This window comes from Lentzea sp. NPDC102401, from assembly GCF_044765805.1.
Classification (GTDB): Bacteria; Actinomycetota; Actinomycetes; order Mycobacteriales; family Pseudonocardiaceae; genus Lentzea; species Lentzea sokolovensis.
In genome coordinates this window covers 114,235-140,490 of record NZ_JBIWKS010000005.1, presented here as the reverse complement: position 1 = coordinate 140,490, position 26,256 = coordinate 114,235, and the positions used below count along the sequence as shown (strand labels likewise).

The window sequence follows — 26,256 nt, the reverse complement described above, 5'->3', positions numbered from 1 at the left end:
GAAGACCGCAGCAAGAGGAGCGCGGCGCTCAAGAACGCGTCGCGCAACGAAAACCAAGTGCTTGGGGAGGTCTCACACGGTGTACAACGGCACGTCCCAGCCTCGACGACTCAGTCCGGCAGGAAGGTAGCGACCCGGGGCACCACCGCTCCACTCATTTTCGGCAGGGTCGCGGCGCCGAGCACGCTCTCCAACTGCTCCCACCTCGTCACGAGGTCCGAAAGCATCAGCATCAGCACGTCCGGGAAGGCGTACAGGAAGCTCTGATAGCGGTAGTGATCCAGGTAGAACACCACGACGTCGTCGGTCAGCGCCGTCACCGACGTGGTGCGGGCGTTGAAGAACATGTCGTAGTGGCCGAGCAACGCGCCACGGCCGAGCACGGCGCGTTCGTAGATGCCGCCGAAGTCGATCTCGATCCGCCCGGACGCTACCAGGAACACCCCGTTCGCCGAATCGTCCTCGTGGAAGAGCACATCGCCTGCGGTGTAGGGGATCTCGTCGAACATCGACGCGAGCGTCTCCAGTTCGGAGTCCGCGAGCGCCGCGAACAACCTCACGCCGTGGGGATCGACGCCGCACCGCAGGCACGCGACCCGTTCGGCGAGTTCGGGCGCGGTGAGATGGTTCATCCGCATCCGCACGAACCGCAGCATCCGGTCGGTGTTGCGCGACCGGGCACGCGACTTCCCGGCGCTGGGCGGGGTGTAGAGGTCCGCGTCGCCGCTGATCCGGGCGGCCTCGCGCAGCCCGGACTCGTAGGCGCTGTGCACGCAGCCCCAGTGGTACGGATTCGTACCCTCGCCGGCGAAGAACAGCCGGTCGCCGACGGGTTCGGCGAGCGTCGCGATGTCCTGGGACGACGAGCCGACTCCGATGCAGGTGTAGGAGCCCAGCGCGTACGGATCCGACGACCACGTGGTGCGCGAAACGGAGACGGGAGCGGGTGCGTCCACGCCGAAGAGGTCCTGGACGACGTCGGTCGCGTACGCCGAGACCTCTTCTGAGGGCCAGGTCTCCATCTCACGGCCGAGCGAGGCGCCGAGCAGCATCACCAGGATCGGCTTGCCGTGCGACTTCCACATGCTGATCACGACCGTGGGGTACCGGTCCGTGTCCCGGCACAAATAGCCGAAGACGTACTGGTCCGTGGGCCAGAACGGTGCGGAGTAGTGCAGCGCGATCTTGTTCAGCGTGCCGAAGCCGAGCCGGGCGATCGCGGACCGCTTGGCCTCGGGCAACGGTGGCCAGAACTCCACGGCACCGGCTTTCAACACCCCCAGCGGCAACGTCACGAGCACCTTGTCCGCCTCGAACATGCCCTGGTCCGTGAACACCCGCCCTTCCTCGACATGCGTGACCACGTGCCCCAGCCGGACGTCGAGGCCGTCGGCCAGAGCGTCCACAACGGACTGATAGCCCTGGTGCAACGTGCTGTCACCGTAACCGTAGACGAGATAGCCGTCTTCCCAGTGCTTCAACGAGAGCTTGTCGGGATCCTCCGCGGCGTCCTCGCGCAGGATCACGTTCAGGTGATACCGCACGGCCTGTTCGTCCTCGACGGACAGCCGGCGTTCGGCGAGGATCTGCCGCATCGCCTCGCCCAGCGGGACGTCCGGATGATCTCCCTTGCGCGCCACCGCGGCACGGTGTTCGAGCTCGTGCAGCACCTCGTCGGCCAGTTCGAGGGTGCGGCTCTTGTGGCGGTGGCTCACCGCCCGCCGGTCCGCCCCGAACAGGTCGAGGCTGTCGAACCCGCCGGTGTAGGCGCTGTCCCCGCCCACGTAGCTGTACGGGAGCCCCAGGTCCTCGACGAGTTCGGTGATCGGGTTGCCGTCCGTGCCGTGGATCCAGTGCGCGCCCAGGTCGACCCCGTGCTCGTCGGTCCAGATCCGGCCGCCGACGCGGTCCCGCGCCTCCAGCACGGTGACCGGATGGCCCAGGTCGCGCAACGCGCGCGCCGCGGCCAGGCCGGACACTCCCGCACCGATCACCAGGACGCTCGGTCTCGCGTCCTCACCACCATCAGATACCGAGGGCATCGCTCGATTGTCGGGCGGCCATGCGTGGCAGGACATTCCCGGATCGTGTGGTCGTACTGGGCCGTACGGGTTGTCCGCGTGGCACCCGAATCTCGTCGTCAAGACGCTCACCTGCGCCACGCACCTGGGCGAACCGGGACTACCAGGTAGTGACTTGATCTACAACCGCCGGTATAACTTGTTCTCATGCGCCCACAGTGAGGAAGATCACATGACCCACACAATGACGTGTGACAACGGTTTCGAGGGTCCTTCACGACGTTCGTTCATAGCTGGAACAGGTTCTATTCTTGGAGCTGTCGCCCTCGGGGGCGTCACTCCGGTGGCACGAGCGGCGGCGTCGATCACCGACGCCGCGGTCATACCCGCTCTCGTGATCGGCACCGGCTACGGCGGAAGCGTGGCGGCCCTGCGTCTCGCCCAGGCCGGGGTCGACGTCCACATGGTCGAGATGGGCATGGCGTGGGACACCCCCGGCGCGGACGGGAAGATCTTCGCCAACACGACGACTCCTGATCAGCGGTCCTTCTGGCTGCGCACCAAGACGAAACAGCCGCTGAGCAACTTCCTGGGCTTCCCGATCGACAAGGCGATCCCGCGCTACACCGGCGTCCTCGACGCCGAGGAGTTCGCCGGCATCACCGTCTACCAGGGACGCGGCGTCGGGGGTGGCTCGCTCGTCAACGGCGGCATGGCCGTGACGCCGAAACGGGAGAACTTCGGGGACGTCCTCCCGATGGTGAATCCCGACGAGATGTACAGCACCTACTACCCGCGCGCCAACGCCGAGCTCGGCGTCAACATGATCCGGCCGGCCTGGTTCGACACGACCGACGCCTACCAGTACGCGCGGGTCGGCCGGAAGCACGCCCAGCGGTCGAACTTCCCGTACGTGTTCGTGCCCACCGTGTACGACTGGAACTACATGGAGCAGGAGGCGGCCGGGACCGTTCCGAAGTCGGCGTTGGTGGGGGAAATCCTCTACGGCAACAACTACGGCAAGAAGTCGTTGCAGAAGACCTATCTCACGAAGGTCAGGGCGACCGGGCGCGTCACCATCTCGCCGCTGCACCGGGTCGTCGACGTCGTGCCCGCGACGGGTGGCTACAAGGTCACCATCGAGCAGCTCAACACCAACGGCGACCCGATCGCGGTCAAGGAGGTCACGGCGGCGAAGGTGTTCTTCGCGGCGGGCAGTGTCGGAACGAGCAAGCTGCTGGTCAAGCTCAAGGCCACCGGCGCGCTGCCGAACCTGAACGGGGAGGTCGGCAAGGGCTGGGGTGACAACGGCAACGTCATGTGCGGCCGGGCCAACCACCTGTGGGACCCGACCGGAGCGCTGCAGTCGTCCATCCCGACCCTGGGCATCGACAACTGGGCGGCCGGCGGCGCGTTCGCCGAGGTGGCGCCACTGCCGACCGGCATCGAGACCTACGCGTCGTTCTACCTGTCGATCACGAAGACCCCGAACCGCGCCCAGTTCACCTGGAACGCCGCCGCGGGCAAGGTCGACCTGAACTGGCAGACCGCGTGGAAGAGCGTCTCCATCAACGCCGCCAAGTCCATCTTCGACAAGATCAACTCAAAGGAGGGGACGATCTACCGGACCGACCTCTTCGGCGTGTACAAGATCTGGGGCGACCACCTGACCTACCACCCGCTCGGCGGCGCGATCCTGAACAAGGCCACCGACAACTACGGTCGCCTGCAGGGCTATCCGGGGCTGTACGTCATCGACGGGTCGTTGATCCCCGGCAGCACCGTGGTGAACCCGTTCGTCACGATCACGGCGCTGGCCGAGAGGAACATCGAGAAGATCATCGCCACCGACCTCTGAACGGTCCGGTTCGGACTCCTCAGAACTTCGGCAGCACGCACATCGCGTCGAGGCCGAACACCCGGTTCAGCCTGCCGAACACGAGCCAGGCCCCGATGCTCATGGTGAGTTCCACGATCTCGACCTGGCTGTAGTGAGCGGTCATGCGGGACCAGAACTCGTCGTCGAGACCGTGGTGATCCAGTGCGTACCGCTCGGCGTACTCCGCGGCCAGCCTCGCCCGGTCGTCGAAGGCGTCGGTGGTGCGCCACTGGGTCACCGCGTCGACGAAGTCGTCCTCGACCTTCACTCCGTCGCGTTCGGTCCGCCAGTCGAGGCAGAACAGGCAGCCGTTGATCTGCGCGATCCGCAGCCGCGCCGCCTCGAACTCGCGCAGTCCCAGCGTGGTGTGCTGGTAGACGGCGAGCGAGAGGTTCGCGGCGGAGATGCCGATGCCGGGCACCAGTTCGCCCCACACGTACCCGATGGGGTCCTTGCCCTCGGGAATGTCGATGTTCACGGCCTGCTCCTTCCGAGCTTGCCCGCGACGGGACGCAACGGGACGTCGAGCGCGTCGTAGAGACCGGGATCCGCGCCGGCCAGCCAGTCGATCGCGTTGACGATGCGGCCGACCGCCGTGGCGTTGCCGCCCGCGGACCGGTTCTCGCCCTCGTCGACGGCCTCGACCGACACCTCGATGCGCGGCCGGCCCTCGATGATCACCTTGTGCGCGCCGTCGCCGGACGGCGGCATCGGCCAGTCCGTGGCGCACGAGTTGTGGATGCGCGTGACGTGTTCGATGACGATCAACGGCTCGCCGCCCACGATTCCCTGCACCTCGAACCGGATCGCGCCCTGGGTGCCCTTCTCGAACTCGCCCATGGTCCGCGTCGTCACGGTCTCGTCGAGCGCGCGCCGGTCGACGGTCTCGCGGATCTCGTCGAGCTCCACGCCGAGAGCCCGCGCCAGCAAGCGGATCTGCCCGCCCCACACCATGGTCGGCACCGTCGGCATCAGCATCGGCGCCTGGTAGTCGAGCGGCTGGCCGAATCCGATCAGCCACCGCACCGCGTCCGGCTGGTCGTAGGTGGAGTAGTCGAAGATCTCCTGGCAGCGGACCGCGTCGATCGTGCTGCCCAGGCCGCTGATCATCAACGGCAGCACGTCGTTGCCCCAGCCGGGGTCGACGCCGGAGACGAACAGCGAGCCGCCGCCCTCCTCGATCGCTTCGAGAACAGGTTCTCGAAGCTCCGGTGGGGCGCTGCGCGGGTCGTAGAGCGCGTAGAGGGACGGCGTGACGACCACCGCGCCCGCCCTGATCGCCTTGGTGATGTCGGCGAGCGCGTCGTCCGGGCGGATGTCGCCGGACGCCGCGTACACCACCGCGCGCGGGCTCGCGGCGAGCACCGCGTCGATGTCGTTCGTCGCCGTGATACCGAGTTCGGTGTCCAGCCCCGCGAGATCGCCCGCGTCGCGGCCGACCTTCTCCGGGTTGTGGACGACCACGGCCGTCAGTTTCAGCGCCGGATGGGCGTCGACGGCGCGAATGGCGGCCCGGCCGACGTTTCCCGTGCCCCACACCACTGTGGCGATCATGTGGTGCAGATTACCTAGAACACGTTCTAGTTGTACAGCGCCCATCCGGCGAGAACCCGCGGGCGTGCTCAGGCGTAGAGCTTGAGTCCCGACAGTTGACCCGCGGGCCAGCCCGTGTTTCCGGTGAACGTGAGCCGGACGTGACGGGCCTGGGCGCCCGGAAGTGCGGCCGTGGCCGAGTTCCCGGTCGCGGGGTCGAAAACGTACCCGGTCGATTGCGCGAGCGGGCTGAACGTCTGGCCGTCGGTACTGCCCTCGATCGTCACGGTCTGGGTTCGCCGTCCCCACGCCGTGTTCGGTGGGAGCGTGAGCACCGCGCGCCTCAAGGCTTGGGCCGCCCCGAGATCGACCTGGATCCACTGCGGGAAGGCGTTGTTCGCGCTCTCCCAGTAGGAGTTCGGGTCGTTGTCGACCGCGAACCCGCTGCCGTAGTGCTGGGTCTGCGAGCTTTGGGTCGTCGGGCGTCCGGCGGCCAGGTCGACGTCCGGGGCAGGCGGCCCGCCGACCCACGGCTGGGTGGGCCTGGTGGCGGTCAGCGCGATCTGACCCTTGAGCATCCTGCCGCCGTCGCCCGTGAGCCTCATGTAGTAGTCGGCCGAGCAACGCGTGCCGTCCTCGTCCAGTGCGAGGTAACCGGAACCGACCGGCACGTCGGCCAGCGTCTCGGCGGTCTTGCAGATCTGGTTGCCCTCGTTGAACTCGTCGAACATCGAGATGTAGATGCCTTGTGCGCCAAGGCGGACCATGTTGTAGAACTGCCGCCACATGAAGTCGCCGTGCAGTCGTTGCCGCGACCCCACGTCGCCCGGCAGCACGCACGGCTGGTAGTCGATCCCGCGCGCGTCGCACTCGGCCTGATCGGGACTGTTGACGTTGGTGTGGAAGCGATCCGAGTCCGCCGGGGTGCCGATCCGGCCGACCATCCACGGCGAGATCATGTCGAACGACCGGTACACGCCCGCGAAACCCTGCCGCGAGTCCTCGATCTCCAGCCGCCAGTGGGTCGGGACGCCGCCGATCACGTAACAGCCGCGCGCCTTGAACCAGTCGATCACGTCCTGACAGGCCTCCGGTCCGAACGGCCGGCCGGGGTCGTTGAACCCGAAACCCCAGACGCAGACGACGGGTTTGCCGTTCTGCCGGGCGTAGGCGGGGGAGGACGTGTACGCGGACATCTTGTTCAGCCAGTCGGCTTTGATCTCCGACTGCATGTTCGTCCAGTTGGTGACGTCGTACATGATGTAGAACTTCCGCCCGGCCGCCTCCGCGGCCGGCCGGACGTGCGCGGTCACGGCGTCGCGGATCGGGCCCTCACCGCCGGTCGGGTTGAAGCGCTGCAACGCCGCCGTGTCGATGTTGTTGTCCCGCATCCACTGGAAGTGGACGTCGACGGTCTGCCGGTCGTAGTTCGAAAAGAGCGTGGCGGGCCGTCCGTCGCCGAGGTTCGCGAACGCGGTCTGGTAGGTGCGGGCGTAGTCGCGCATGTCAGGCCAGGCGACGATCGAACTGGTGGGCGGTGCGGGCGGCCGGCTCCAGTCGTCGTTCCAGTGCCACCAGCCGTCAATGGGGGAGTTGTCGCCGCGGCAGGCGAACCAGCCCTGGTACCCGACGGTGATCTTGCCGACGACGTCGCCGGGAGGGCCGGCCGCGCGCGCTGGGGCGGGCAGGAGCCCCAGCGCGGGAGCGGCGAGCGCGGTGCTGAGCAGTGTTCGGCGTGACAGGGACATCGCGAACTCCTTTGTCGGCGATTCGACTCCAGAGTGCAAGATGTCAACAAGATCACGCAAGAACTTGACGGACCGGTCTTTTGGTCGCGGACCTCGACGACCCGGCACGCCACGGGGCGCGTGGATCAAGAAGGCGACGTCGTAAAGATCCGCCTGATCCGATGTCAGCGGTTCGAGGGCGGGAACCGGCCGTCGAGACTGCCCAGGGCCACCAGTTCGGTGTACTGGTCCTGCCACGACCGCTCGGTCGCGAGGAGGTCGGCGAGCCGCTGCACCCATTCCCCGTCGACCGTTCGCTTGGCGCCGGCGGCCAGGTGGCGGGCTGTCTCCTCGCGGGCTTTGAGCCATTCGGCCAGCGTGGGGGTCAGCGCGGGGCCGCCTTCGTCTTCGGGCATGGGGGCGACCCTACGCGGTGCGCCTGGTGCTCGCCGCTGGTCATTGGGCTATTGTGGGACCGTTGGAGTACCAGCGGACGGCAACCAGCCGCTGCGGTCCCCGACCCCCGTCCGGTCCGGCGTTTCCGGCCGGAGACAGGAGCACCGGCTTGCAGCCGGAACGCCTTTCCTCCTCTGCCTCTTCTCGATTCGGCACGACGCGCCACGCGGCGGAAGACTTCGCGCAGGCACGTCTGCACGCCGAGACCACCGAGCTCCTGCACCAGCGTCAGGCCGCCAAACGAGTGGCGGAACGTTCCCACGACGCGGTCGACTGCCGTGAACTGCTGTCCATGCTCGGCCTGGCGAACCTGCCGGCCTCCACCGCACTTCACGCATAGGGGTACGCACGTGACTCGAGGAACCGTCAAGTGGTTCAACGGCAGCAAGGGCTTCGGCTTCATCGCGCCTGAGGGCGGCGGGCCGGACCTGTTCGTGCACCAGTCCGAGGTGCAGGGGTACGACCACCACGGCATTCCCGACAACCAGGCCGTGGAGTTCGAGCTCGGCGAGGGCCAGAAGGGCCCGCAGGCCCGCTCCGTGCGCCTCGTCTGACCAGACTCGTCAGGTCCACTGTGGAGTGAGCAGGCCGCGGCCGCTCACTCCACGGCGTCAGTCCGGCAGCAGTGGCACCGAGATGCCCGGATCCCGTCCCAGCAGCGCCGCCCGCGTCACCGACCGGGATCCGAAGCGGTCGCGCACGTCGTCCAGCGCGGCGTCGAGAGCGGCCGGCTTCTGCTCCTCGAACGGCAGCGTCATCTGCATCGGCGCGTCGTTCTGGAGGTTCGTGAGCGACACGCCCAGCAACGTGATGCCACGGCCTTCGATCAACGGCATCGCCGTGCCGAGCAGTTCTCTCGCCGACGCCAGCAGCACCTCGGTCTCCGTCGTCGGATGCCGCAGGGTGTGGGAACGGGTCGCGCGGCTGAAGTCGGCGAACCGCAGACGCAGCACCACGGTCCGGCACGCGCGATGGGCCGTGCGCAGTCGCCGCGAGATGCCGTCGACCAGCGAGGCCAGGATGGCGTCGAGGTCGTCACGGGTGCGTTCCCGGCGGCCCAACGCGCGTTGCGAGCCGATCGACCGGCGGCGTCGTCCTGTGTGGACCGGCCGTGGATCGTGGTTGTGCGCCAACGCGTACAGGTGCCTGCCCGCCGCGCGGCCGATCATCGAGACCAGTGCCACCTCGCCCAGTGCGGCGACCTCGCCGACCGTGCGCAGGCCCAGGCCGTGCAGCTTGGCGGCCGTCACCTCGCCGACGCCCCACAGCCGTTCGACCGGCAGCGGGTGCAGGAACTCCAGCTCGTGATCGGCGGGCACGACCAGCAGCCCGTCCGGCTTCGCGACCCCGCTCGCGACCTTGGCGAGGAACTTCGTGCGCGCCACCCCGACCGTGATCGGCAGGCCGACCTGCTCCAGCACGGTCGCCCGCAGTCGTGCGGCGATCACCTCGGGCGGCCCGGCGATCCGGTGCAGGCCACCGACGTCGAGGAACGCCTCGTCGATCGACAGGCCCTCGACCAGCGGTGTCGTGTCGCGGAACACCTCGAACACCGCCTTGCTCGCGGCGGAGTAGGCCGACATCCGCGGCGGCACGACGATCGCGTGCGGGCACAGCCTGCGTGCCGCCGCCCCGCCCATCGCCGTGCGCACGCCGAACGCCTTGGCCTCGTAACTCGCGGCCAGCACCACCCCGCCGCCCACGATCACCGGACGGCCGCGCAGGCTCGGATCGTCCCGTTGCTCGACGGACGCGTAGAAGGCGTCCAGGTCGGCGTGCAGGATCGGGGTGTTCACGAACACATGTTCGCATCCGTCACCCGTTCAGAACAGTGTCGTCAGGACATGAGCGCACGGGCGATCGGCCACACGCCGGGCGAGGTGTTCGACAGGACCGTGATGGTGGTGCCGGTGTGCGGGTCGTGAGTGGACTTGAAGGACTCGCCGGCGTCGTACCCGGCGAGGATCACGGTGTCGGTGGTCTCGTGCAGCCAGAAGCCGAGGCCGTAGCGCAGGGACTCCTCCGGAACGTCGTGGCGCGGCCGCGTCACCTCCTCGGCGTGGTCGCCGGCGAACAACGCGCGCCAGAACTTCGACATGTCGCCCGCGGTGGTGTGGATGCCGCCGTCGCCGGTCGCCAGCACGGGCAGGTGGAAGACGTTGGAGCGGTCGAGGCCTTCCAGATAGCCCACGGCCGCGTCGGCGGGCAGTTCGTCGGAACGCAGGAAGTCCGTCCTGGTCAGGTCGGCGGGCCGGAGCACGCGGTCGCGGACGAGGTCGTGGTAACCCTGCCCGGTGGCTCGTTCGGCCAGCAGCGCGAGCACCACGTAACCGCCGTTGCAGTAGCCGAACCGCTCACCGGCCTTGAACTTCGCCGGATGCCCGTCGAGCAACGGCAGGAACGCCTCGGTCGTGGTCAGCGCGTGCACCGCGCCGATCGCGTAGTCGTCGACCTGCCAGTCGCCTTCCTCGTCGAGGTAGTCGCCGATGCCGGACGTGTGCGTGAGCAGGTGCTCGACCGTCACGTCGTCGGCGATCAGCGGAAGGTCGTCGCCCAGCAACGAGCGGGCGGTCGTGTTCAGCGTCAGCGCGCCCTCGCGGATCAGGGAGAGCACGGTCAGCGCGGTGAACCCCTTGCCGCCGCTGGCGATGCCGAACCTGGTGTCCACGGTGTTGGGCACGCCGTACGCGCGGTTCGCGAGCCCGTAGGCCTTCGTGAACTCGATCTCTCCGGCGTGGTCGATCCGCACCACGCCGGAGAAACCGGTGTCCTGAGCGATCTCGTCGATGTCTCCCCACGGCATTCGCGCAGGCTAGCCCCGCGTCAACGCCGCGCCGGAGTGGTTTTCCGGTGACCGGATCCCGCGCAGCAACACCAGCGGCGCCAGCGCCACGACCGCGGCCAGCACGAAGCCGAGGCGGAAGGACGCTCCTCCCGTGAGCAACGCCGCCGCGACCTGGACACCCAGCGCGGCGCCGATCGCCCGCGCGATCCCGCACGTGGCCGCCGCGACGCCGGTGTCCTGCTCGCCGACCGAGGAGATCGCGGCGGTGTAGGTGGCCGTGGACGCGGTCCCGACGCCGAGTCCGAGCGTCACCAGCATCCCTGCCGCGATCTGCCACGGCACTTCGTGCCATCCGGCCACGAACAACGTGCCCGCGGCCGTGAGCGTCAGGCCGGCGGCCATGGCGGTCCTGGTTCCCGCCCGCCGTGCGAACAGTCCGGACAACGGCCCGACCACGACGGCGACCAGCACGGTGGGGAAGAGGTACAGGCTGATCTCGCTGGCCGTCGCGCCGAACCCGGAGAGCAGTTGCGGCACCAGGAAGTACGTCGCCGAGTAACTCGCGCCGAGTGCCCCGAACGTGAGGCTCGCCCTCCACACCGACCGCAGGACACCGAGATCGACCAGCGGATGTTCGGCACGGCGTTCGACCATCGCCCACCCGGCACCGAACGCGGCCGTCAGCACGAGCAGCACGGCGGCGGTCGCAAGTCCCTGTGGCGCCAGGAAGAGCGCGAGCATGAGCGTGGCGAGCGCGAGTGCCAGCAACGCTCCGCCCAGCCAGTCCAGCCGGGTTCGCCTCACCTGCCCGGGTCCTGGCAACGCGACCGGCGCGACGATCGCCACGGCCGCGACGACCAGCGCGGGCAGCAGGAACATCCACTGCCGCGAGAAGGCGTCGGCGAGCGGCCCGGCGGCGAGCACGCCCAGTCCGCTGCCGACCGTGAACAGGCCGGTGAGCACGCCGATCGCGACCGGCGTCTCCTTGAAGAGCTGCCGTGCCAGCACGAACGACACCGGCAGCACTCCGCCGCCCAGCCCCTGCAGGAACTGTCCCAACAGGATCACCGGGAACGACGTGGCGAACGCCGACAGCACGGCCCCGGCCACGATGCACCAGGTCAGCACGAGCAGGATCCGCCGCCCGCCGCGGTCGTCGGCGATCTTGGCGACGACCGGCATGGTGATCGCCGACGTGATGATCAACGTCGTGGACAGCAGGCCGGCCTGGGCGGGGTCGAGGCCGAGTTCGCGTTGCAGCAGGGGGAGCGCGGGGAACGGGATGCTTTCCAGGGCGCCGATCGTGACGGCCAGAGCCGCCAGGACGGCCATCGCGGGGCGGGTGGATCTGAGCGTGGTCACGGCTGGTCTCCCTCGTCCGGGGCCAGTAAAGCTACAAGTTGTAGCTGAAATGCGACAGGGTATTTCGCAACAATCTGTAGCTGAAGTGGTCCGAGCAACCTAAACGGCGGGCGTCCCGTTTCGGAGGGTGTCGGGTTGTTCACCCATCTGAAAGGAACGCGCGACCTTGTCGCTCGCCACGATCCAGCGCCCCGCCGAGGTGCCCCTGCCGTCCGTGCGGGTGAGAGCACCGCGGCGGTGGCTGTTCTGGCTGGCCGCGGCCGTGCTCCTGGCCCAGATGGCCATCGCCATGATCACCACGGCGGTACGGCAGACGCCGACCATCGACGAACCGGTCTACGTCGGCGCGTCGGTCGTCCAGCTGCAGCAGCACAGCCTCCGGTACAACCCGGAGCACCCGCCGCTGGGCAAGCTGATCATGGCGACCGGGCTCGCGTTCGCCGACGCGCGTCTCGACCCCGGCTTCCAGGGCGACCAGACGGAACTCGGCCGGCACGTGCTCTACGAGTCGGGCAACGACCCGGCGAAGCTGTTGCTGCTGGCCAGATTGCCGATGATCGTGCTCACGCTGTTGTTCGGCGTGGTCGTGTTCCTGTTCGCCACGGACATCACGAACCGAACGGGCGGGCTCGTCGCGCTGGCCCTCTACGCGTTCTCGCCCGACCTCATCGCGCACGGATCGCTGGCCACGCTGGACGTCCCGGCGGCCGGGTTCGTGCTCACGTCGGTCTGGCTGGTGTGGCGGGCACGCGCCCACCCCGCGCTCTACCTGCCGCTCGCCGCACTGGCCCTCGGCGCGGCACTCGCGACGAAGATGAACACCCTGGCCGCCATCCCGGTGGTGCTGTTCCTGGTGTTCTGGCACGCCCGCGCCAAAGCCGCGCTCGCCGTGCTGCTGATCGCGCTCGCGGTGGTCTGGGTGTCGTACCTCGCCGTGGATCCGTTGCTGCGCTGGGAGTCCCCGCCGGACCTGCCGTCCGCGCCGGTCGGCTGGCTGCCGTTCCCCGAGCCCTACCTCGACGGGATGCGGATCCAGGCAGGGTTCGAGAACCGCGTGTGGGGCGGCTACCTGTTCGGCACGCACTACGAGGGTTCGCACTGGTACTACCTGCCGGCCGCGTTGCTGGTGAAGACACCGCTGGGCGCGCTGCTCCTCTGGGCCGCCGGTGCCGTCGCCCTGGTCAAACGTCCTGCGGCGGCGTACGTTCTGGCGCCCGCGGCCGTGCTGCTGGCCGTGGCCATGACCGGCAGCCGCGACCTCGGCGTCCGGTACGCGATCTTCGTGCCGATGTTCCTCGCGGTCGCCGCCGCGGTGGTCGCGCACCGCCGCTGGGCCACGCTCGCGGTCGCGCTGGTCGCCGTCAGTTCACTGTGGACGTTCCCGTACTACCTGCCGTACTCGAACGAGGTGTTCGGCGGCCCGTCGAAGACCCACCTGCACCTGCACGACTCGAACGTCGACTGGGGTCAGGACCTGGGGCGGCTGGCCGAGCGGCTGAAGCGCTATCCGAGCGAACGGACGTGGCTCGTCTACAAGGGCGCCGGAGTGCCCGAGTACTACGGAATTCGCGCCGAAGACCCCCGCAAGGCGCCGGAGGACCAGGTGCACGGGCTGCTCGTCGTGTCCAACACGGCCATCGCGAAGGCCGACGACCTCCTCCGAGCGTTGATCGACACGAGCACGCCGATCGACGTCGTGGGCCACTCCATCACGATCTTCCGCCGTCCGTAGGGAGAAAGTTCCGTACCCCTACGGATGCCGACCCTGATTGTTCCGCGCGTGCAGTCCTCCGACAGTGATCGCAGCGAACGACCGCCGCCCCTGCCCTGAGGTGGGCGTTCCTGATCCGAGAGGAACCAACGTGACGAGAACACCACGGTCCTGGGGCCTGCTGGCCCTGGTCGCGGCCACGGTGCTGACGCCCGTCAGCATCGCGAACGCCGCACCGCCGAACGCCCCTGCGGCGAACTACCTGGGGGACACCGTCCCCGCGAACCTCGGTGACGCCTCGCCCATGTTCGCCGGCGGGCAGAACGCCACCGTGAGCGAGTTCCCCGGCATCATCGCGGGAATCCGCGCCGGCGGCACCCGGCCGGAGGGACAGACCTGCACCGGCACGGTCGTGGCGCCGCGCAAGATCCTGATCGCGGCGCACTGCGCGGATGCCCAGGGGGAGAAGAAGTTCGTCTACGGGCTCGACGACCTCAAGGACTACCAGGGCGGCGCCGGCACCGGTTTCGCCGTGAACGTCGTCAGCTACAAGAAGCACCCGAAGTACGTCAACTTCGACCAGGGTTACGACGTCGCCGTCGTGACCGTGGACCGCGACATCGCTCTGAAGGGCGGTGCCGCGTACCCGAAGTTCGCCACCTCCGCCGACGCCGGTGGTGCGGCTCCAGGCAAGACGGGTCTGGGCTTCGGCTACGGCAAGAAGGACTTCAACGACAACTCGCAGGACGTCACCCTCGACAAGGCGAGCCTGCCGGTCGTCAACGGCGACAGCGTCTGCCAGGGCGTCGGTGCGGGCTTCAAGTCGGCGTACATGATCTGCGCCGGGTACTCCGACGGCCGGATCACGATCCTGCCCGGTGACAGCGGCGGCCCGCTGGTCTTCGACGGCAAGATCTACGGCGTCGCGTCCTGGAGCCGGTCGGACTTCAAGTGGTACTCGATCTACGGCCGCCTCGACAACGAGATGGGCGACTGGGTCAAGACCGAGGTCGGCGAGCAGCCCCCGGTCGGCGACTTCGGGCTGACCGTCGCGCCGGGCAGCGGTTCGGTGGCGGCCGGCAAGACGGTGTCCGCGGGCATCACCACCACGGCCGGTTCCGGTGGCGCGGAGAACGCCACGCTGTCCGCGTCCGGGCTGCCCAGCGGCGTGAAGGCGGTCTTCCAGCCGACGTCGGTGACCACCGGCAACTCGGCCAAGGTCACGTTCGACGCGAGCACGTCGGCGCCGAACGGCACCTACGAGGTCTCGATCACCGGCACCACGTCGAGCGGCAAGACGGCGTCCGGCAAGTACTCGCTGACCGTCACCGGTGGTGGCGACCCGCAGCCGGGCGACTTCACGCTGGGAGCCTCGCCGAGCAGTGTCAAGGCGGCCAAGGGAAAGTACGTCTCCACCACCATCTCGTCGAACGGTGACGGCCAGACGATCACCCTCTCGGCTTCGGGCGTCCCGTCCGGCGTGAAGGCCACCTTCCAGCCGACCTCGGTCGGCGCGGGCAGTTCGTCGAAGCTGACGCTGGACGTCTCCAGCACCGCGACCGCCGGTACCTCCAGCATCACGGTCACCGGTACCGACGCGGGCGGGAAGACCGCCACCACGACGGTCTCGCTCACGGTCGAGGGAACCGACCCGCCGACCGGTGAGGTCACGGTGACCGCGTCGCCGTCGTCCGCCACCGTCAAGCAGGGCCTGCTCGGCCAGACCGTCGTGAAGGCCAGCGGTGGCAACGGAAACCTGACGCTCACCGCGTCCGGTGTGCCCACCGGCGCGCAGCTCTCGTTCAACCCGGCCACGGTCGGCCAGAACGGCAGCAGCAACGTCTGGATCTTCACGAACTTCTCCACCCCGCCCGGCACCTACCCGATCACCGTCAAGGCCACCTCGGCCGACGGCAAGACCGGCACGACGACGTTCACGCTGACCGTCACCCGCTAGACCCCTTTAGGGAGCAGGGAAGAGCCCCGGAGCCACATCGGCTCCGGGGCTCGTTCCGTTGCGCGACAATCAGACCGCGAGGGTCCAGGAGTCGATGTTGCCGGTGTCGTAGGTGTAGATGTCCTTCACCTGCAGCTTCCACGTGCCGTTGCGCGCCTCCGAGGAGAGATCAACGGTGTAGGTCTCGTGGATGCCGGAGGAGGACGAAGCCCCGCCGGCCTTCTTGAGGACGTAGGACTTGCCGGACGGGCTGACCAGGTCGACGGCCAGATCGCCGGTGTAGGTGTGGTTGACGTCGACCTTGACGGTGGCCGAGGCCGTGGAGTTGCCGGTGCAGCCCGAGATCGTCACCGACGACGAGACAGCAGACCCGGCGTCCGGAATGGACACGTCGTCGCCGTTCGTGCCGGGGCCGCACTCGGGGTTGGGTCCGCCGCCGATGAAACCGCTGTACAGCAGCTTGTTCGGCGAACCGGAACCCGGGTTGGTGACCTTGCCGGAGGTGGCGTTGTTCACCAGGGCGTCGCGCAGGGTCTGTGGGCTCGCGGACGGGTTGGCCGACAGGTACAGGGCCGCGACCCCCGCGACGTGCGGGGTGGCCATGGACGTGCCGGACATGTTGGTGCTGCCGCCGTTCAGTCCGAGCGAGGTGATGTTGTCACCCGGCGCGAAGATGTCCGTGCAGGTGCCGTAGTTCGAGAACGAGGCACGCGCGTCGTTGGACGAGGTCGCGTTCACCGTGATCAGTGACGCGATCTTGGCGGGGCCGGTGGAGCAGGCGTCCGTCGAGCTGTTGCCCGACGCCACGGCCATCTGCACGCCGGAGGCGACCATGCCGGCGATGGCGTCGTTGCCGATGTCGGCGGTGTCGAAGGTCCAGGAGGCGTTGACCACGGCGGGCTTCTGCGCGTTGGCCGTGACCCACTCGATGGCCTTGACGCCCGCCGAGTCCGGGCCGTTGAGGCTGCAGCTGGTGCCGAGCATGCGGACCGAGACCAGCTTGGCCTTCTTCGCCACGCCGTAGGTCTTCGACCCGACCGTGCCCGCCACGTGCGTGCCGTGGCCCGAGCAGTCCTGGCCGTTCTGGCCGTCCTCGATGAAGTCGGCACCCACGGACGCACGGCCCTCGAAGTCGGCGATACCGGTCTTCACGCCCGTGTCGGTGATGTAGACCGTCACGTTCGACGCCCCGCCGCTGGGGTAGTTGTACTTCTTGTCCAGCGGCAGCGATGCCTGGTCCACGCGGTCCAGGCCCCACGTCGGGTTGTCCTGCACGTCCAGCGCCTTCGCGGTGCCGTCCTGGTAGACGGCCTTCACGGCGGGGTCGGCCGCGAGCTTCCGCGCGGCGGCCTCGGTCAGGTTCTTGACCTGGAAGCCGCGCATGGCGTGGGAGAACACGGCGTCGAGTTTGCCGCCGTACTTCTGGGTGAGCGTGCTCGACGTCGACTGGACGGCGGCGCCGGGCTTGAGCGAGACGATGAAACTGCCGCCGGCCGCGGGATTCTTGGCCTTGACGAAGTCGGCCTCAGCCGCCTGAGCCGGGGTGGCCAGCAGGGCGGAGGCGACGAGGAGAACGGCGAGCCCGCAGGTGGTGCGGTGCATGGGAATCCTTCCGGTGCTCGTCAGAACGTCAGGGTCCAGGTGTCGATGTTCCCGGCGTCGTAGGTCCAGACGTCGGTCACCTGCAACTTCCACGTGCCGTTGCGGTTCTCGGTGGACGCGTCGACCGTGAAGGTCTCGTGCACACCGGCGGACGAGGTGGCGCCCTTGGCCTTCTTGAGGCTGTAGGTCGCACCGGACGGACCGACCAGGTCGATGGCCAGGTCAGCGGTGTACGGGTGGTTGATGTCGACCTTGACCTTCGTACCGGTCGAGGCCTTGCCCGTGCAGCCGGTGACGTTCACCGACGACGTGACCGCGGTGTTGTTGTCCGGAATGGACACGTCTTCGCCGTTGGTGGCGGCGGCACACGGCTCGGGGTCGGGGTCACCGCCGCCGATGAAGCTGATGTTCAGCAGCTTGTTCGGCGAGCCCTGCAGATCGGTGATCTTGCCGGTCGTGGCGTTGTTCACCAGCGCGTCGCGAACCTGGGCAGGGGTCGCGGACGGGTTCGCGGACGCGTACAGCGCGGCGGCACCGACGACGTGCGGGGTGGCCATCGAGGTGCCGCCCATCGACGTGGTGCCGCCGCCGTTCTTGGTGGAGGTGATGTTCGAGCCGGGCCCGAAGAGGTCGACGCAGGAGCCCCAGTTCGACGCCTGCCCACCGGTGTAGATCGAGCGCTTGTCGGCCGAGTCGCTGGCGGCCACCGTGATGGCCTCCGGCACGCGGGCGGGGGAGGTCTGGCAGGCGTCGCCGTTGTTGTTACCCGCCGCCAGGCCGAACGTCACGCCCGCCGCGATGGCGCGCTTCACCGCGCTGTCCACAGTGGAGTCCGCGCCGCCGCCGAGGCTCATGTTCGCCACGGCCGGCTTCTGCGCGTTCTGCGCGACCCAGTCGATGCCCTTGATGATCTGTGAGTACTGGCCGCTGCCGTTGCAGTCGAGCACGCGGACCGCGACCAGGTTGACCTTCTTCGCCACGCCGTACGTCTTCGACCCGACCGTGCCGGCGACGTGCGTGCCGTGGCCCTGGCAGTCCGAGGCGTCCGAGTCGTTGTCGATGAAGTCGTAGCCGTCCTTGGCGCGGCCCTCGAACTCGGTGTGCGCCTTGTAGATCCCGGTGTCCAGGATGTAGGCGGTCACGTTCGACGCGGTGTTCGGGTAGGTGTACTTCGCGTCGACGGGCAGGTTCGCCTGGTCGATCCGGTCGAGGCCCCACGTCGGGTTCGTCTGGGTGTCGGACATCCGCGCCCAGCCGTCCTGTTGCACGTAGGCGACGGACGGGTCGGTCGCGAGCCTGCGCGCCGCCGCCTCGTCCAGCTTCACCGCGAAGCCGCGCACCGACGCCACGTAGGTGTTGCTGACCTTGCCGCCGTGCTTGCGGGCGAGGTCGAGCGCCTTGGCGTTGGTGGTGGGAACGTCGCTCGCGCCGTCCTTGAACACCACGATGTAGCTGCCCGCGACGGGGTCGGCGGTCTTCTGGATCGAACCCGCCTGGATCGAACCCGTCTGGGCGGAAACAGGGCTGCTCACCGCGGCCACGACGGCCAGGCCGAGGCCCGTCGCCGCGAGCACGCGTGTTGTGCGATCAAGTCGCATCTCTGGTTCTCCGTTCTCGGGCCGCCTCGGCAGGGGTGGGCGACCACGTGCGGATCACCATCGGGCGGCGGGGAACGGCGAACAATCCGGATATCGCTACGTAGGGATACCCGTCTTTCACCTACCATCGGTGCGGATGAGCCGGACACCGAAGTCCAGGGCGCGACGCTGCGACCCCGGCGGACTGATGCGCACGAGCTCGCCGGTGCTGGTGGGGCGAGGTGACCAGCTCGGCGCGCTGCGGGCCGCCGTGCCGAGCCATCCCGCGGTGATCATGATCGAGGGTGAGGCCGGCGTCGGTAAGTCACGCCTGGTGCGCGAACTGCTCGACGCGGATCTCGGCCCGATCTCCGTCCTCATGGGCCACTGCCAGCCGGTGGGGGAGCCGTTCCCGTACGGCGCGGTGCTGGAGGCCTTGCGCGACTGCACGGAACGCTTGGCGCGCAACCACTCAAGACTCAGCCCGGTGTCGGGTGTGCTCGGTTCACTGTTGCCGGAACTCGCCGAGTACCTGCCCGCGCCACCGCCTCCGACCGGTGACCCGCGGGCCGACCGGCATCGGTTGTTCCGCGGGATGCGCGAGCTGCTCGGCGTGCTCGGGCCGGTGCTGCTGGTCGTCGAGGACCTGCACTGGGCCGACGACGGGTCCCGGCAGCTGCTGCGGTTCCTGATGGGCGACCCGCCCGCGAATCTGTCCATCGTGGTCACCTACCGGCGCGAGGACGTGCCGGGCGGTGTCCCGCTGGGATCGGCGTACCGGCCGCCGACCGGGATCACCAGCGCGTTGCTCGAACTCGAACCGCTCGACGTGGCCGAGGTGCGGGCGCTGACGTCCGCGATCCTCGACGGCGAACCCGTGTCGCTGGAGTTCGCTGCCAAGCTGCACGAACGCACGGCGGGCATCCCGTTCGTGGTCGAGGAAACGTTGCGGGCGTTGCGGAATCCGGCCGGCGCCGTGCACGCGGACGGCGCCACGGCCCGTCGGTTGCTCGACAACGTGGACGTGCCCGTGCTGCTGCGCGACGCCATCGCCGAGCGTCTCGCCGCCTTGCCCGCCGCGGCCACCCGGTTGGTGCAGGCCGCCGCCGTGCTGGGCGCGCCCGCGTCCGTGGAACTGCTCGGCGAGGTGGCTGAGATCAGCGAGAGTCGCGCCGCCCTGACGCACGCGCTGACGGGTCACGTTCTGCACGAGGTCGACGCACGGCGGTACGGCTTCCGGCACGCGCTGGCCCAGCAGGCCGTGTACGACACGTTGAGCGGACCGGATCGGCAGGAGCTGCACCGCCGTGCCGTCGAGGTGCTCGACCAGGTCGAACCGCGTCCGCTGGTCCAGCTCGCCGAGCACAGCGAACGTGCCGGGCGCACGTCGGCGTGGCTGCACTACGGCGAGGCCGCCGCGGACAGGGCCGTCGAGAACGGCGACGCGGCCACCGCCACCGCCCTGCTGCAACGGCTGCTGCTCGACCCGGCCGTGCCCGCGGCCGACGTCGACCGGCTCGCGATCAAGCTCGGCCAGGTCGCCCACCAGGGCCTCGACCAGTTCGATCCGACCGAGGCGCTGGAACGCCTGCTGTCCGACCGCCGCCTGTCGACCGCCGCGCGCGGGCAGGTCCGGCACTACCGGGGCGTGCTGCTGATCCGCCAGGCCGGCGGGATCGAGGAGGCCCGCTCCGAGCTCGAACGGGCGATCGCCGACCTGACCGAGCGCCCGGACCTGGCGCAGCGCGGAGAGGCCGTGCTGGGGCTGTCCTACCTCGGCATGACCCCGATGAGCGAGGTCCAGCCTTGGCTCGACCGCGTCAGCCGGGCACGCGCGGACGAGACCGACCCCGAGCAGAAGATGGCGTTGTACGCCAACGAGGTCGGTTCCAAGATGCACACGGGCGACCCGTCGGTGCTGGCCGAGTGGGGGTTCCGGCCCGCGACCACGTCCGGCGAACTGCGCCAGCTCGCCCGTGCCCACTGCAACCTCGCCGACGCCATGACCACGACCGGTCACTTCGGCCGGTGCGCCGAACTGCTGCGCGACGGCCTGCGGTTCGCCGCCGAGTGCGGTGCCCCGTTCACCGCGAGCACCGCCCACGCGACGAAGGCCCGCCTCGACTGGCTGACCGGCGACTGGGAGGGCCTCGCGGATCGGGCGCAGACCCTGCTCGACGAGTACCGCGACCTGTTTCCGCTGACCAGCGAGCTGTGCCTGATCCTGGGGTCGCTCGCGACGGCACGCGGCGAGTGGGCGGAGGCGACCAGCTACCTCACCGAGACCGGCGCGTTCGCCCCCGAGGAGTCGATCGTTCCGGTCGCCGTCGCCGGTTGTGCGGCGCTCGCGCGGACCATGCTGGCGCAGGACGAGATCACCCGTGCCTGCGTGGACGTCGATCGCGGCCTGGCGATCGTGCGCGCGAAGGGCGTCTGGGTGTGGGCGACCGAACTCGGACCGGTCGCCGTGGCCACGTTCCTCGCGGCCGGGCGCGAGACCGACGCCGAGACGCTGATCGGGGAGATCGCCGCGGGCATCGCGGGCCGGGACGCCCCGATGGCGTTCGCCGCCCTGGCCTGGTGCCGGGGCCTGCTCGCCGAGGCACGCGGCCAGTTCGACCCCGCCGTGTCGCTCTACCGGGAGGCCGCCGACAGGTACACGGCGCTGCCCGCGCCGTACCTCACCGCGCTGGTCGCCGAACGCGAAGCCGCCTGCCTGCTGCCCGGCGACCAGGAGAAGGCGGCCGAGATCCTGTCGGCGCTCGTCGACACGTTCGACGGCCTGGGCGCCACCCGTGACGCGGCCCGCTGCCGGCACCAGTTGCGCGGCATCGGTGGCGGCAAACCGTCGCGGCGGGGCAGACGCGGGTACGGCGACGAGCTGTCGCCACGTGAGCAGGAGGTCGCGCGGCTGCTGGTCGCCGGGCACACCAACCGGAAGATCGCCGACGTGCTGTTCCTGTCGCCGCGGACCGTGGAACAGCACGCGGCGCGAGTGCTGCGCAAGCTCGGGGTGTCGTCGCGGGCCGAGCTACAGGCCGAGGACCTCGCCTAGATCCAGGCCGGTCAATTCGCAGCTCTTGTCCCAGAGCACCTTCGCGGTCTGCTCGTCGGTCATGTGCGCGTGCGGCTTTTCGAGGTGAGGCTTGCCGCGCAGGCCGAACTGACGCGGACCCCAGAGCTGCCCGCCTTCGACGCCGGGGTCGAGAGCCGCGTGCACCGCCGGTCGGGCGCCATCGTCCTTGCCGTGCAACAGGAGTCCGGCGATCCGGGTGGACGCGGGACGGGTGTGGACGCCCGGTCGCGAGGGCGTCAGGGAGTCCAGGGCGCCGCCGGGGTGGACGACGACGCTCATCGCGCTGCCGCGGGCAGCGCGCAGGCGGCGGTCGAGTTCGAAGCCGAAGCTCATCTGGGCCAGCTTGGAGCGTCCGTAGGCGCGCTTCTGGTCGTGGTCGCGGGTGGACCGCAGGTCGTCGAGGTCGAGGCGTTCGGAACGGGCGGCGAAGCTGCCGACGGTGATGATCCGGGCGGACGTGAGCAGGGGCGCGAGCCAGTAGGTGAGCGCGAAGTGCCCGAGGTGGTTGGTGGCGAACAGGACCTCGGGGTCGGCATCGGCGACGCCCGCGTTGAACACGACCGCGTCGAGCGGTTCGAGTCCGTCCACCGAGGACTTCAACGACGGCAGGTCGGACAGGTCCAGCGGCGTGTGGCGGACGACGGCGCCGGGGACCCGTGCCCGGATCGACGCCGCGGCGCTCTCCGCTTTGGCCCGCGAACGGCTGCCGAGCACGACCGTCGCTCCGGCTTCGGCGAGTTGTTCGGCGGTGAAGTAGCCGATGCCGGCGTTGCCGCCGGTGACCAGGACGTTCACAGGGAGGGCCATCCTTGCTTGAGATGGGCGAAGGCCTCGGCGAGCGCGGCGGTGCGATCGGGCCGGGCCGAGGCCAGGTCGGGGGTCTCCAGGACGTAGCGGGCCAGCACGTGCAGCGAGTCGTCCGGCTCGTCGAGACCGGTGGCTTCGGCGAGCAGCGCGGCGAGCGTGTCCTGGCAGGCGATCCAGACCGTGCGGGCGTAGGCCCACAGCGCCGGGGTGGCCAGGATCAGATCCATCCGCCGCCGGTACTCCTCGGGCAGGTCCTCGCGGAACGGCGCCCGGCCGGCGAAGAACGCGTGCAGGGCGTCGAGCGGGGAGGTGCCTTCCGGACGTTCGCGGATCGCTGCCGTCAGTGAGGCTTCCCGTTCGCCGCTGTCGTCGAGGATCAGGGCTTCCTTGCCGGCCGGGAAGTGCGCGAACAGCGTCGCGACCGCGGTGTCTGCGGCCTCGGCGATCTCCTTCACGGTCACGTTGTCGTAGCCGCGTTCGAGGAAGAGGTTCAGGGCCGCGTCGGCCAGGGTCCTGCGGGTCGCCGCCTTCTTGCGGTCACGTCTGCCCGTCATGACCCCAAGGATAACCAGAACGGTTCTGAAACCGAAACCGTTCTGGTTTTACTGCGGAGCGACGGCGTCGACGTGGTCCTCGATCGGCTGCGCCCTAGCGCCACACGTCGGCGAGATTCCGGTCGAACATGGTCGCGATCGACACCAGCGCCGCGTCGAGATCGACCTTCCCGGGATCGACGAGCGCCTGCAGGTGGATGCCGAGGAGCGCGCCGTTCAGCGCCACGGCGGCGGTGCGCTCCTGCTCGGCGGCCTTCTCCGGATCGGCCGTGGGTGGGCGTTTGAGGCGCAGCAAGACCTCGATGCCCTCACGCCGCCGGGCGAAGAACTCCCGGTACTGCTCCTGCACGACGCCGCGGTCGCTCAGCGCCTCGACCAGGATCATGAACACCAGCGCGGAGTTGCCACTCCTGAGGAGTTCGGCCGTCTCCGCGAACACCTCGGTCAGCGACGGCACGGACTCGTAGCGCTCGGCCGGCCAGATCCGCCCGACCACGCGTTCGACCACGGCCATCACGAGGCCGTCCTTGTTCTTGAAGTGCCACGGGATCGAACCGCGGCTGATGCCCGACCGCTTCGCGATGTCCACAAAGGACGTGCGGTCGAACCCGCGTTCGGCGAAGAGCTCCTCGGCGGCGTCCAGGATGCGGCGGCGGCTCTCGTCGCCGATCTCGTCGATCCGGCGCGGCCCAGGGGAGTTCACGGCGATCATCGTACGATCCCGGCGAGGTCGCGCGGCACGTGCCGAGCGGTCCCGGCCAGCACCAGGCCCGCCACGATCGAGGCTGCGGGCGCCACCACGGCGACCGCGGCCTGGTCGCCCCACAACCACGCCGCCGCGCCGGTGAGCGCCGCGCCGCCAAGCCCGCCGATCACCGCCGTGCCGACGCCGACCAGCGCGAACGCCGTCGCCCGGAACTCCTTCGGCGTCACCGAGGCCACGACCAGGCTCAGCGGGACGATGCCCGCGAACGTCATCGCCTGGACGACCATTCCGACGGCCACGTAGGTCGTGACGTCCGGCGCGTACGCCTGTACCGCGAACCCGATGCCCAGCACGGAGAGCGCGCCTGCCGCGAGGTGCAGACAGGCCTGCGGGCTGCGCCGGAACAGCCGGTCGCTCACGGACCCGCCGAGCGCCGCGCCGAGGAGTCCGCCGATCGCGCAGGCCGAGGTGATGAGGCCGCGCGCCGTCGCGTTCTGCCCGAGCTGTTCTTCGAGGATGACGTTCATGTAGATCGGCACCGTCGTCACGCACATGCCGAACGCGCCGAGCGCGGCCACGACTCGCACGACCGTGCGGATCTTCTTCACACTGTTCAGTGCGTCTCGTGGTGTCGTCGTGGCGTGCTTCCGGACCGGTTCGGGCAGGCGCAGCGCGGCCAGGCCGAGCAGCAGTGCGGGCACGGCGAGGAACGCGAACGCCCAGCGCCAGGCCTCGTGCTCCTCGGGGATGACCGCCGCGAAGGCCGCCGCCAGCAGGGGACCGGTGACGATGCCGAGCGGTTGCCCGCCGCGGTGCAGCCCGAGCACCCGTCCTCGCCCGGCCGGCGGGTAGGCGTCGACCAGCAGCGACGACTGGATCGGGCCCTCGTTGGCCTTGCCGATGCCCGCGACCACCCGGACCGCGACGGCCTGCCAGAGGTGCTGGACCGTCCCCAGCACTCCGGCGGCCGCGGCCCAGACGAGGGTGGCGACGCCCGCGATCGTCGTGCGGCGATGCCGGTCGCCTAGCAGACCGAGCGGGAGTGCGGCGAGGGCGACCATCACGCCGGCCAGGGCGCCGACGACGCCGACGGCCGAGGTGCTGATGCCGAGCGACTCGCGGATCTCGGGTGCGAAGACCACGAACATCACGTTGTCGACGCTGTCCAGGACCTGCAGACCGACCAGGACGCCGACGGTGGCGCGGCCGCCGGCGGAGAGAACCTCGCGCAAAGGCATTGGATGCATGCTGAGCAGGCTACTGTGTTGGCCAGCATAGTGTCATCAGATCAACATAGAGAGGTGTTCCCATGCGGGACTGGACGGGCTCGGCCGCCTTCGTCACAGGCGGAGCCAGGGGGATCGGCCTGGGCATCGCGAGGGCGCTCGCGCGACGGGGTGTGAGCCTCGCGCTGGCCGACGTCGACGAGGAGTCGCTGGCTCGCGCCGAAGAAGAGCTGTCCCAGGTGACGGCCGTGGAGACGTACCGGCTGGACGTGCGCGACCGGGAGACGTTCGAACAGGTCGCCGACCAGGCCGAACGAGCGCTGGGACCGGTGGACCTGCTGTTCAACAACGCCGGCATCGTGCCGCACGCCGCCGTCACCGAGCTGACCTACGACAAGTGGGACCTGGCCCTCGCCGTGAACCTGACCGGCGTGATCAACGGGATCCAGGCGTTCCTCCCGCGCATGATCGAACGCCGGGCCGGCTACGTCGTGAACACCGCGTCGGCCGCCGGGCTCGTGTCGGACCCGAACCTGCTGTACGCGACGGCCAAGTTCGCCGTCGTCGGCCTGTCCGAGTCGCTGCGCCTGAACGTGGCCGAGCACGGCGTGGACGTCAGCGTCCTGTGCCCGGGACCGGTCGACACGGACATCGTCGCGAACACCAGCGCGTCGCACGCCGCGGTCGCGTTGCGGGACGACTACGTGCCCGCCGTCGCGGCGTTCCTGAAGAGCGGGCCCGGCATCGACGCCGTGGGCGAGATGGTGCTGGCGGGCATGGAGAAGCGCTCGCTGTGGATCTTCACCGGCTACGACGTCCGGCCGCACCTGGAGAAGCGGACGGCCGCTCTGCTGGACTGCCTATGACACAGGAGTGGTGAGCTGACGGCGCAGACGGCCGAACACCTTGCCGTTGTTCATGGCGAGCAGCCCGACGGGCCGGCCGGCGCGGCGGAACTTGGCGACGAACCCGCGGTCGTCCGGCGACCCGCCGATCACGGCCACCTCGTCCGCGCCGCCGGTCTCGCCCGCGAGCTGCAGGCGGACGCCGAACTGGTCGGACCAGACGTAACCGGACGGCCGGAACGTCTCCACGGTCGCGCCCGCGAGAAGGTTGCGGACGGCGACGACCGGCTGTTCCGATGCGTTGGTCCAGTGCTCGTGCCGGACGTGATTTCCCGCTGTGGTGCGATAACGGGCCACATCGCCCACGGCGACGACGGACGCGACCGACGTGACGCAGCCGGTGTCGCACAGCACGCCGTTGTCCACCGCGAG

Annotated in this window: 22 protein-coding genes; 7 read left to right on the top strand and 15 right to left on the bottom strand. The window is 69.5% G+C overall.

The window, feature by feature from the left end; genetic code table 11:
* Window positions 1-110 precede the first annotated feature (110 nt).
* Window positions 111-2,042 (bottom strand): FAD-dependent oxidoreductase, encoded by a 1,932-nt coding sequence (locus ACIRG5_RS19650; RefSeq protein ID WP_402906436.1) that lies wholly within the window; start codon window positions 2,040-2,042, stop codon window positions 111-113.
* A 223-nt stretch (window positions 2,043-2,265) separates the two neighbouring features.
* Between ACIRG5_RS19650 and ACIRG5_RS19645 the strand changes: the two genes are divergently transcribed.
* Complete coding sequence (locus tag ACIRG5_RS19645; RefSeq protein ID WP_402907083.1) at window positions 2,266-3,879, top strand: GMC oxidoreductase; 1,614 nt, start codon at window positions 2,266-2,268, stop codon at window positions 3,877-3,879.
* Between the two features lie 19 nt (window positions 3,880-3,898).
* On the opposite strand, the gene ACIRG5_RS19640 is transcribed toward ACIRG5_RS19645, so the two are convergent.
* From ACIRG5_RS19640 to ACIRG5_RS19625, 4 genes are all read right to left on the bottom strand, one after another.
* Window positions 3,899-4,378, bottom strand: a complete 480-nt coding sequence (locus ACIRG5_RS19640; RefSeq protein ID WP_402906435.1) for a carboxymuconolactone decarboxylase family protein — start codon at window positions 4,376-4,378, stop codon at window positions 3,899-3,901.
* Window positions 4,375-5,454, bottom strand: coding sequence for a dihydrodipicolinate reductase (locus tag ACIRG5_RS19635; RefSeq protein ID WP_330276592.1), 1,080 nt, complete (start codon window positions 5,452-5,454; stop codon window positions 4,375-4,377). Before ACIRG5_RS19635 ends, ACIRG5_RS19640 begins: the two co-directional genes overlap by 4 nt.
* A 68-nt stretch (window positions 5,455-5,522) precedes the next feature.
* Window positions 5,523-7,181, bottom strand: a complete 1,659-nt coding sequence (locus ACIRG5_RS19630; RefSeq protein WP_402906434.1) for a discoidin domain-containing protein — start codon at window positions 7,179-7,181, stop codon at window positions 5,523-5,525.
* Between the two features lie 164 nt (window positions 7,182-7,345).
* Window positions 7,346-7,576: a hypothetical protein gene (locus tag ACIRG5_RS19625; RefSeq protein ID WP_402906433.1), complete on the bottom strand. Its 231-nt coding sequence runs from the start codon at window positions 7,574-7,576 to the stop codon at window positions 7,346-7,348.
* 149 nt (window positions 7,577-7,725) lie between these two features.
* Between ACIRG5_RS19625 and ACIRG5_RS19620 the strand changes: the two genes are divergently transcribed.
* Together ACIRG5_RS19620 and ACIRG5_RS19615 are read left to right on the top strand one after the other, a co-directional pair.
* Window positions 7,726-7,956: a hypothetical protein gene (locus ACIRG5_RS19620; RefSeq protein ID WP_330276589.1), complete on the top strand. Its 231-nt coding sequence runs from the start codon at window positions 7,726-7,728 to the stop codon at window positions 7,954-7,956.
* 10 nt (window positions 7,957-7,966) lie between these two features.
* Window positions 7,967-8,170, top strand: coding sequence for a cold-shock protein (locus tag ACIRG5_RS19615; protein WP_402906430.1), 204 nt, complete (start codon window positions 7,967-7,969; stop codon window positions 8,168-8,170).
* A gap of 57 nt (window positions 8,171-8,227) precedes the next feature.
* Here the strand turns inward: ACIRG5_RS19615 and dinB are convergent, their stop codons facing one another.
* Genes dinB through ACIRG5_RS19600 form a run of 3 tightly spaced genes read right to left on the bottom strand, consistent with a single transcriptional unit; the run spans window position 8,228 to window position 11,763 of the window.
* A complete protein-coding gene (dinB, locus tag ACIRG5_RS19610; RefSeq protein WP_402906428.1) occupies window positions 8,228-9,418 on the bottom strand; it encodes a DNA polymerase IV in 1,191 nt (396 codons plus the stop codon).
* A gap of 35 nt (window positions 9,419-9,453) precedes the next feature.
* Window positions 9,454-10,419: a serine hydrolase domain-containing protein gene (locus ACIRG5_RS19605; protein WP_402906426.1), complete on the bottom strand. Its 966-nt coding sequence runs from the start codon at window positions 10,417-10,419 to the stop codon at window positions 9,454-9,456.
* 9 nt (window positions 10,420-10,428) lie between these two features.
* Window positions 10,429-11,763 carry an MFS transporter gene (locus ACIRG5_RS19600; RefSeq protein ID WP_402906424.1) on the bottom strand — a complete coding sequence of 445 codons (1,335 nt, stop codon included), beginning with the start codon at window positions 11,761-11,763 and terminating at the stop codon, window positions 10,429-10,431.
* A 166-nt stretch (window positions 11,764-11,929) separates the two neighbouring features.
* Here ACIRG5_RS19600 and ACIRG5_RS19595 point away from each other — a divergent pair, with 166 nt between their 5' ends.
* Together ACIRG5_RS19595 and ACIRG5_RS19590 are read left to right on the top strand one after the other, a co-directional pair.
* Window positions 11,930-13,495, top strand: a complete 1,566-nt coding sequence (locus ACIRG5_RS19595) for a phospholipid carrier-dependent glycosyltransferase (protein WP_402906422.1) — start codon at window positions 11,930-11,932, stop codon at window positions 13,493-13,495.
* A gap of 130 nt (window positions 13,496-13,625) precedes the next feature.
* Complete coding sequence (locus ACIRG5_RS19590; protein WP_402906420.1) at window positions 13,626-15,431, top strand: trypsin-like serine protease; 1,806 nt, start codon at window positions 13,626-13,628, stop codon at window positions 15,429-15,431.
* Between the two features lie 69 nt (window positions 15,432-15,500).
* Here the strand turns inward: ACIRG5_RS19590 and ACIRG5_RS19585 are convergent, their stop codons facing one another.
* Both ACIRG5_RS19585 and ACIRG5_RS19580 read right to left on the bottom strand, forming a co-directional pair.
* Entirely contained in the window at window positions 15,501-17,033 is a 1,533-nt protein-coding gene (locus ACIRG5_RS19585) for a S8 family serine peptidase (protein ID WP_402906419.1), read from the bottom strand.
* A 20-nt stretch (window positions 17,034-17,053) separates the two neighbouring features.
* The gene (locus ACIRG5_RS19580) at window positions 17,054-18,631 is read right to left on the bottom strand and encodes a S8 family peptidase (RefSeq protein ID WP_402906417.1); all 1,578 of its coding nucleotides are present in this window, start codon (window positions 18,629-18,631) and stop codon (window positions 17,054-17,056) included.
* Window positions 18,632-18,767: 136 nt separating this feature from the next.
* Here ACIRG5_RS19580 and ACIRG5_RS19575 point away from each other — a divergent pair, with 136 nt between their 5' ends.
* The gene (locus ACIRG5_RS19575; RefSeq protein WP_402906415.1) at window positions 18,768-21,665 is read left to right on the top strand and encodes an ATP-binding protein; all 2,898 of its coding nucleotides are present in this window, start codon (window positions 18,768-18,770) and stop codon (window positions 21,663-21,665) included.
* Here the strand turns inward: ACIRG5_RS19575 and ACIRG5_RS19570 are convergent.
* The 4 genes from ACIRG5_RS19570 to ACIRG5_RS19555 form a co-directional block, all read right to left on the bottom strand.
* Complete coding sequence (locus ACIRG5_RS19570) at window positions 21,642-22,481, bottom strand: SDR family NAD(P)-dependent oxidoreductase (protein ID WP_402906413.1); 840 nt, start codon at window positions 22,479-22,481, stop codon at window positions 21,642-21,644. The genes ACIRG5_RS19575 and ACIRG5_RS19570 overlap by 24 nt on opposite strands.
* Window positions 22,478-23,047, bottom strand: a complete 570-nt coding sequence (locus ACIRG5_RS19565) for a TetR/AcrR family transcriptional regulator (protein ID WP_402906411.1) — start codon at window positions 23,045-23,047, stop codon at window positions 22,478-22,480. Before ACIRG5_RS19565 ends, ACIRG5_RS19570 begins: the two co-directional genes overlap by 4 nt.
* A gap of 94 nt (window positions 23,048-23,141) precedes the next feature.
* Entirely contained in the window at window positions 23,142-23,750 is a 609-nt protein-coding gene (locus ACIRG5_RS19560) for a TetR/AcrR family transcriptional regulator (RefSeq protein ID WP_402906409.1), read from the bottom strand.
* A gap of 5 nt (window positions 23,751-23,755) precedes the next feature.
* Window positions 23,756-25,000: an MFS transporter gene (locus ACIRG5_RS19555; RefSeq protein WP_402906407.1), complete on the bottom strand. Its 1,245-nt coding sequence runs from the start codon at window positions 24,998-25,000 to the stop codon at window positions 23,756-23,758.
* A 62-nt stretch (window positions 25,001-25,062) separates the two neighbouring features.
* Here ACIRG5_RS19555 and ACIRG5_RS19550 point away from each other — a divergent pair, with 62 nt between their 5' ends.
* Complete coding sequence (locus ACIRG5_RS19550) at window positions 25,063-25,845, top strand: SDR family oxidoreductase (protein WP_402906405.1); 783 nt, start codon at window positions 25,063-25,065, stop codon at window positions 25,843-25,845.
* On the opposite strand, the gene ACIRG5_RS19545 is transcribed toward ACIRG5_RS19550, so the two are convergent.
* Window positions 25,840-26,250, bottom strand: a complete 411-nt coding sequence (locus ACIRG5_RS19545; RefSeq protein ID WP_402906403.1) for an oxidoreductase C-terminal domain-containing protein — start codon at window positions 26,248-26,250, stop codon at window positions 25,840-25,842. The genes ACIRG5_RS19550 and ACIRG5_RS19545 overlap by 6 nt on opposite strands.
* Window positions 26,251-26,256: the final 6 nt, after the last annotated feature.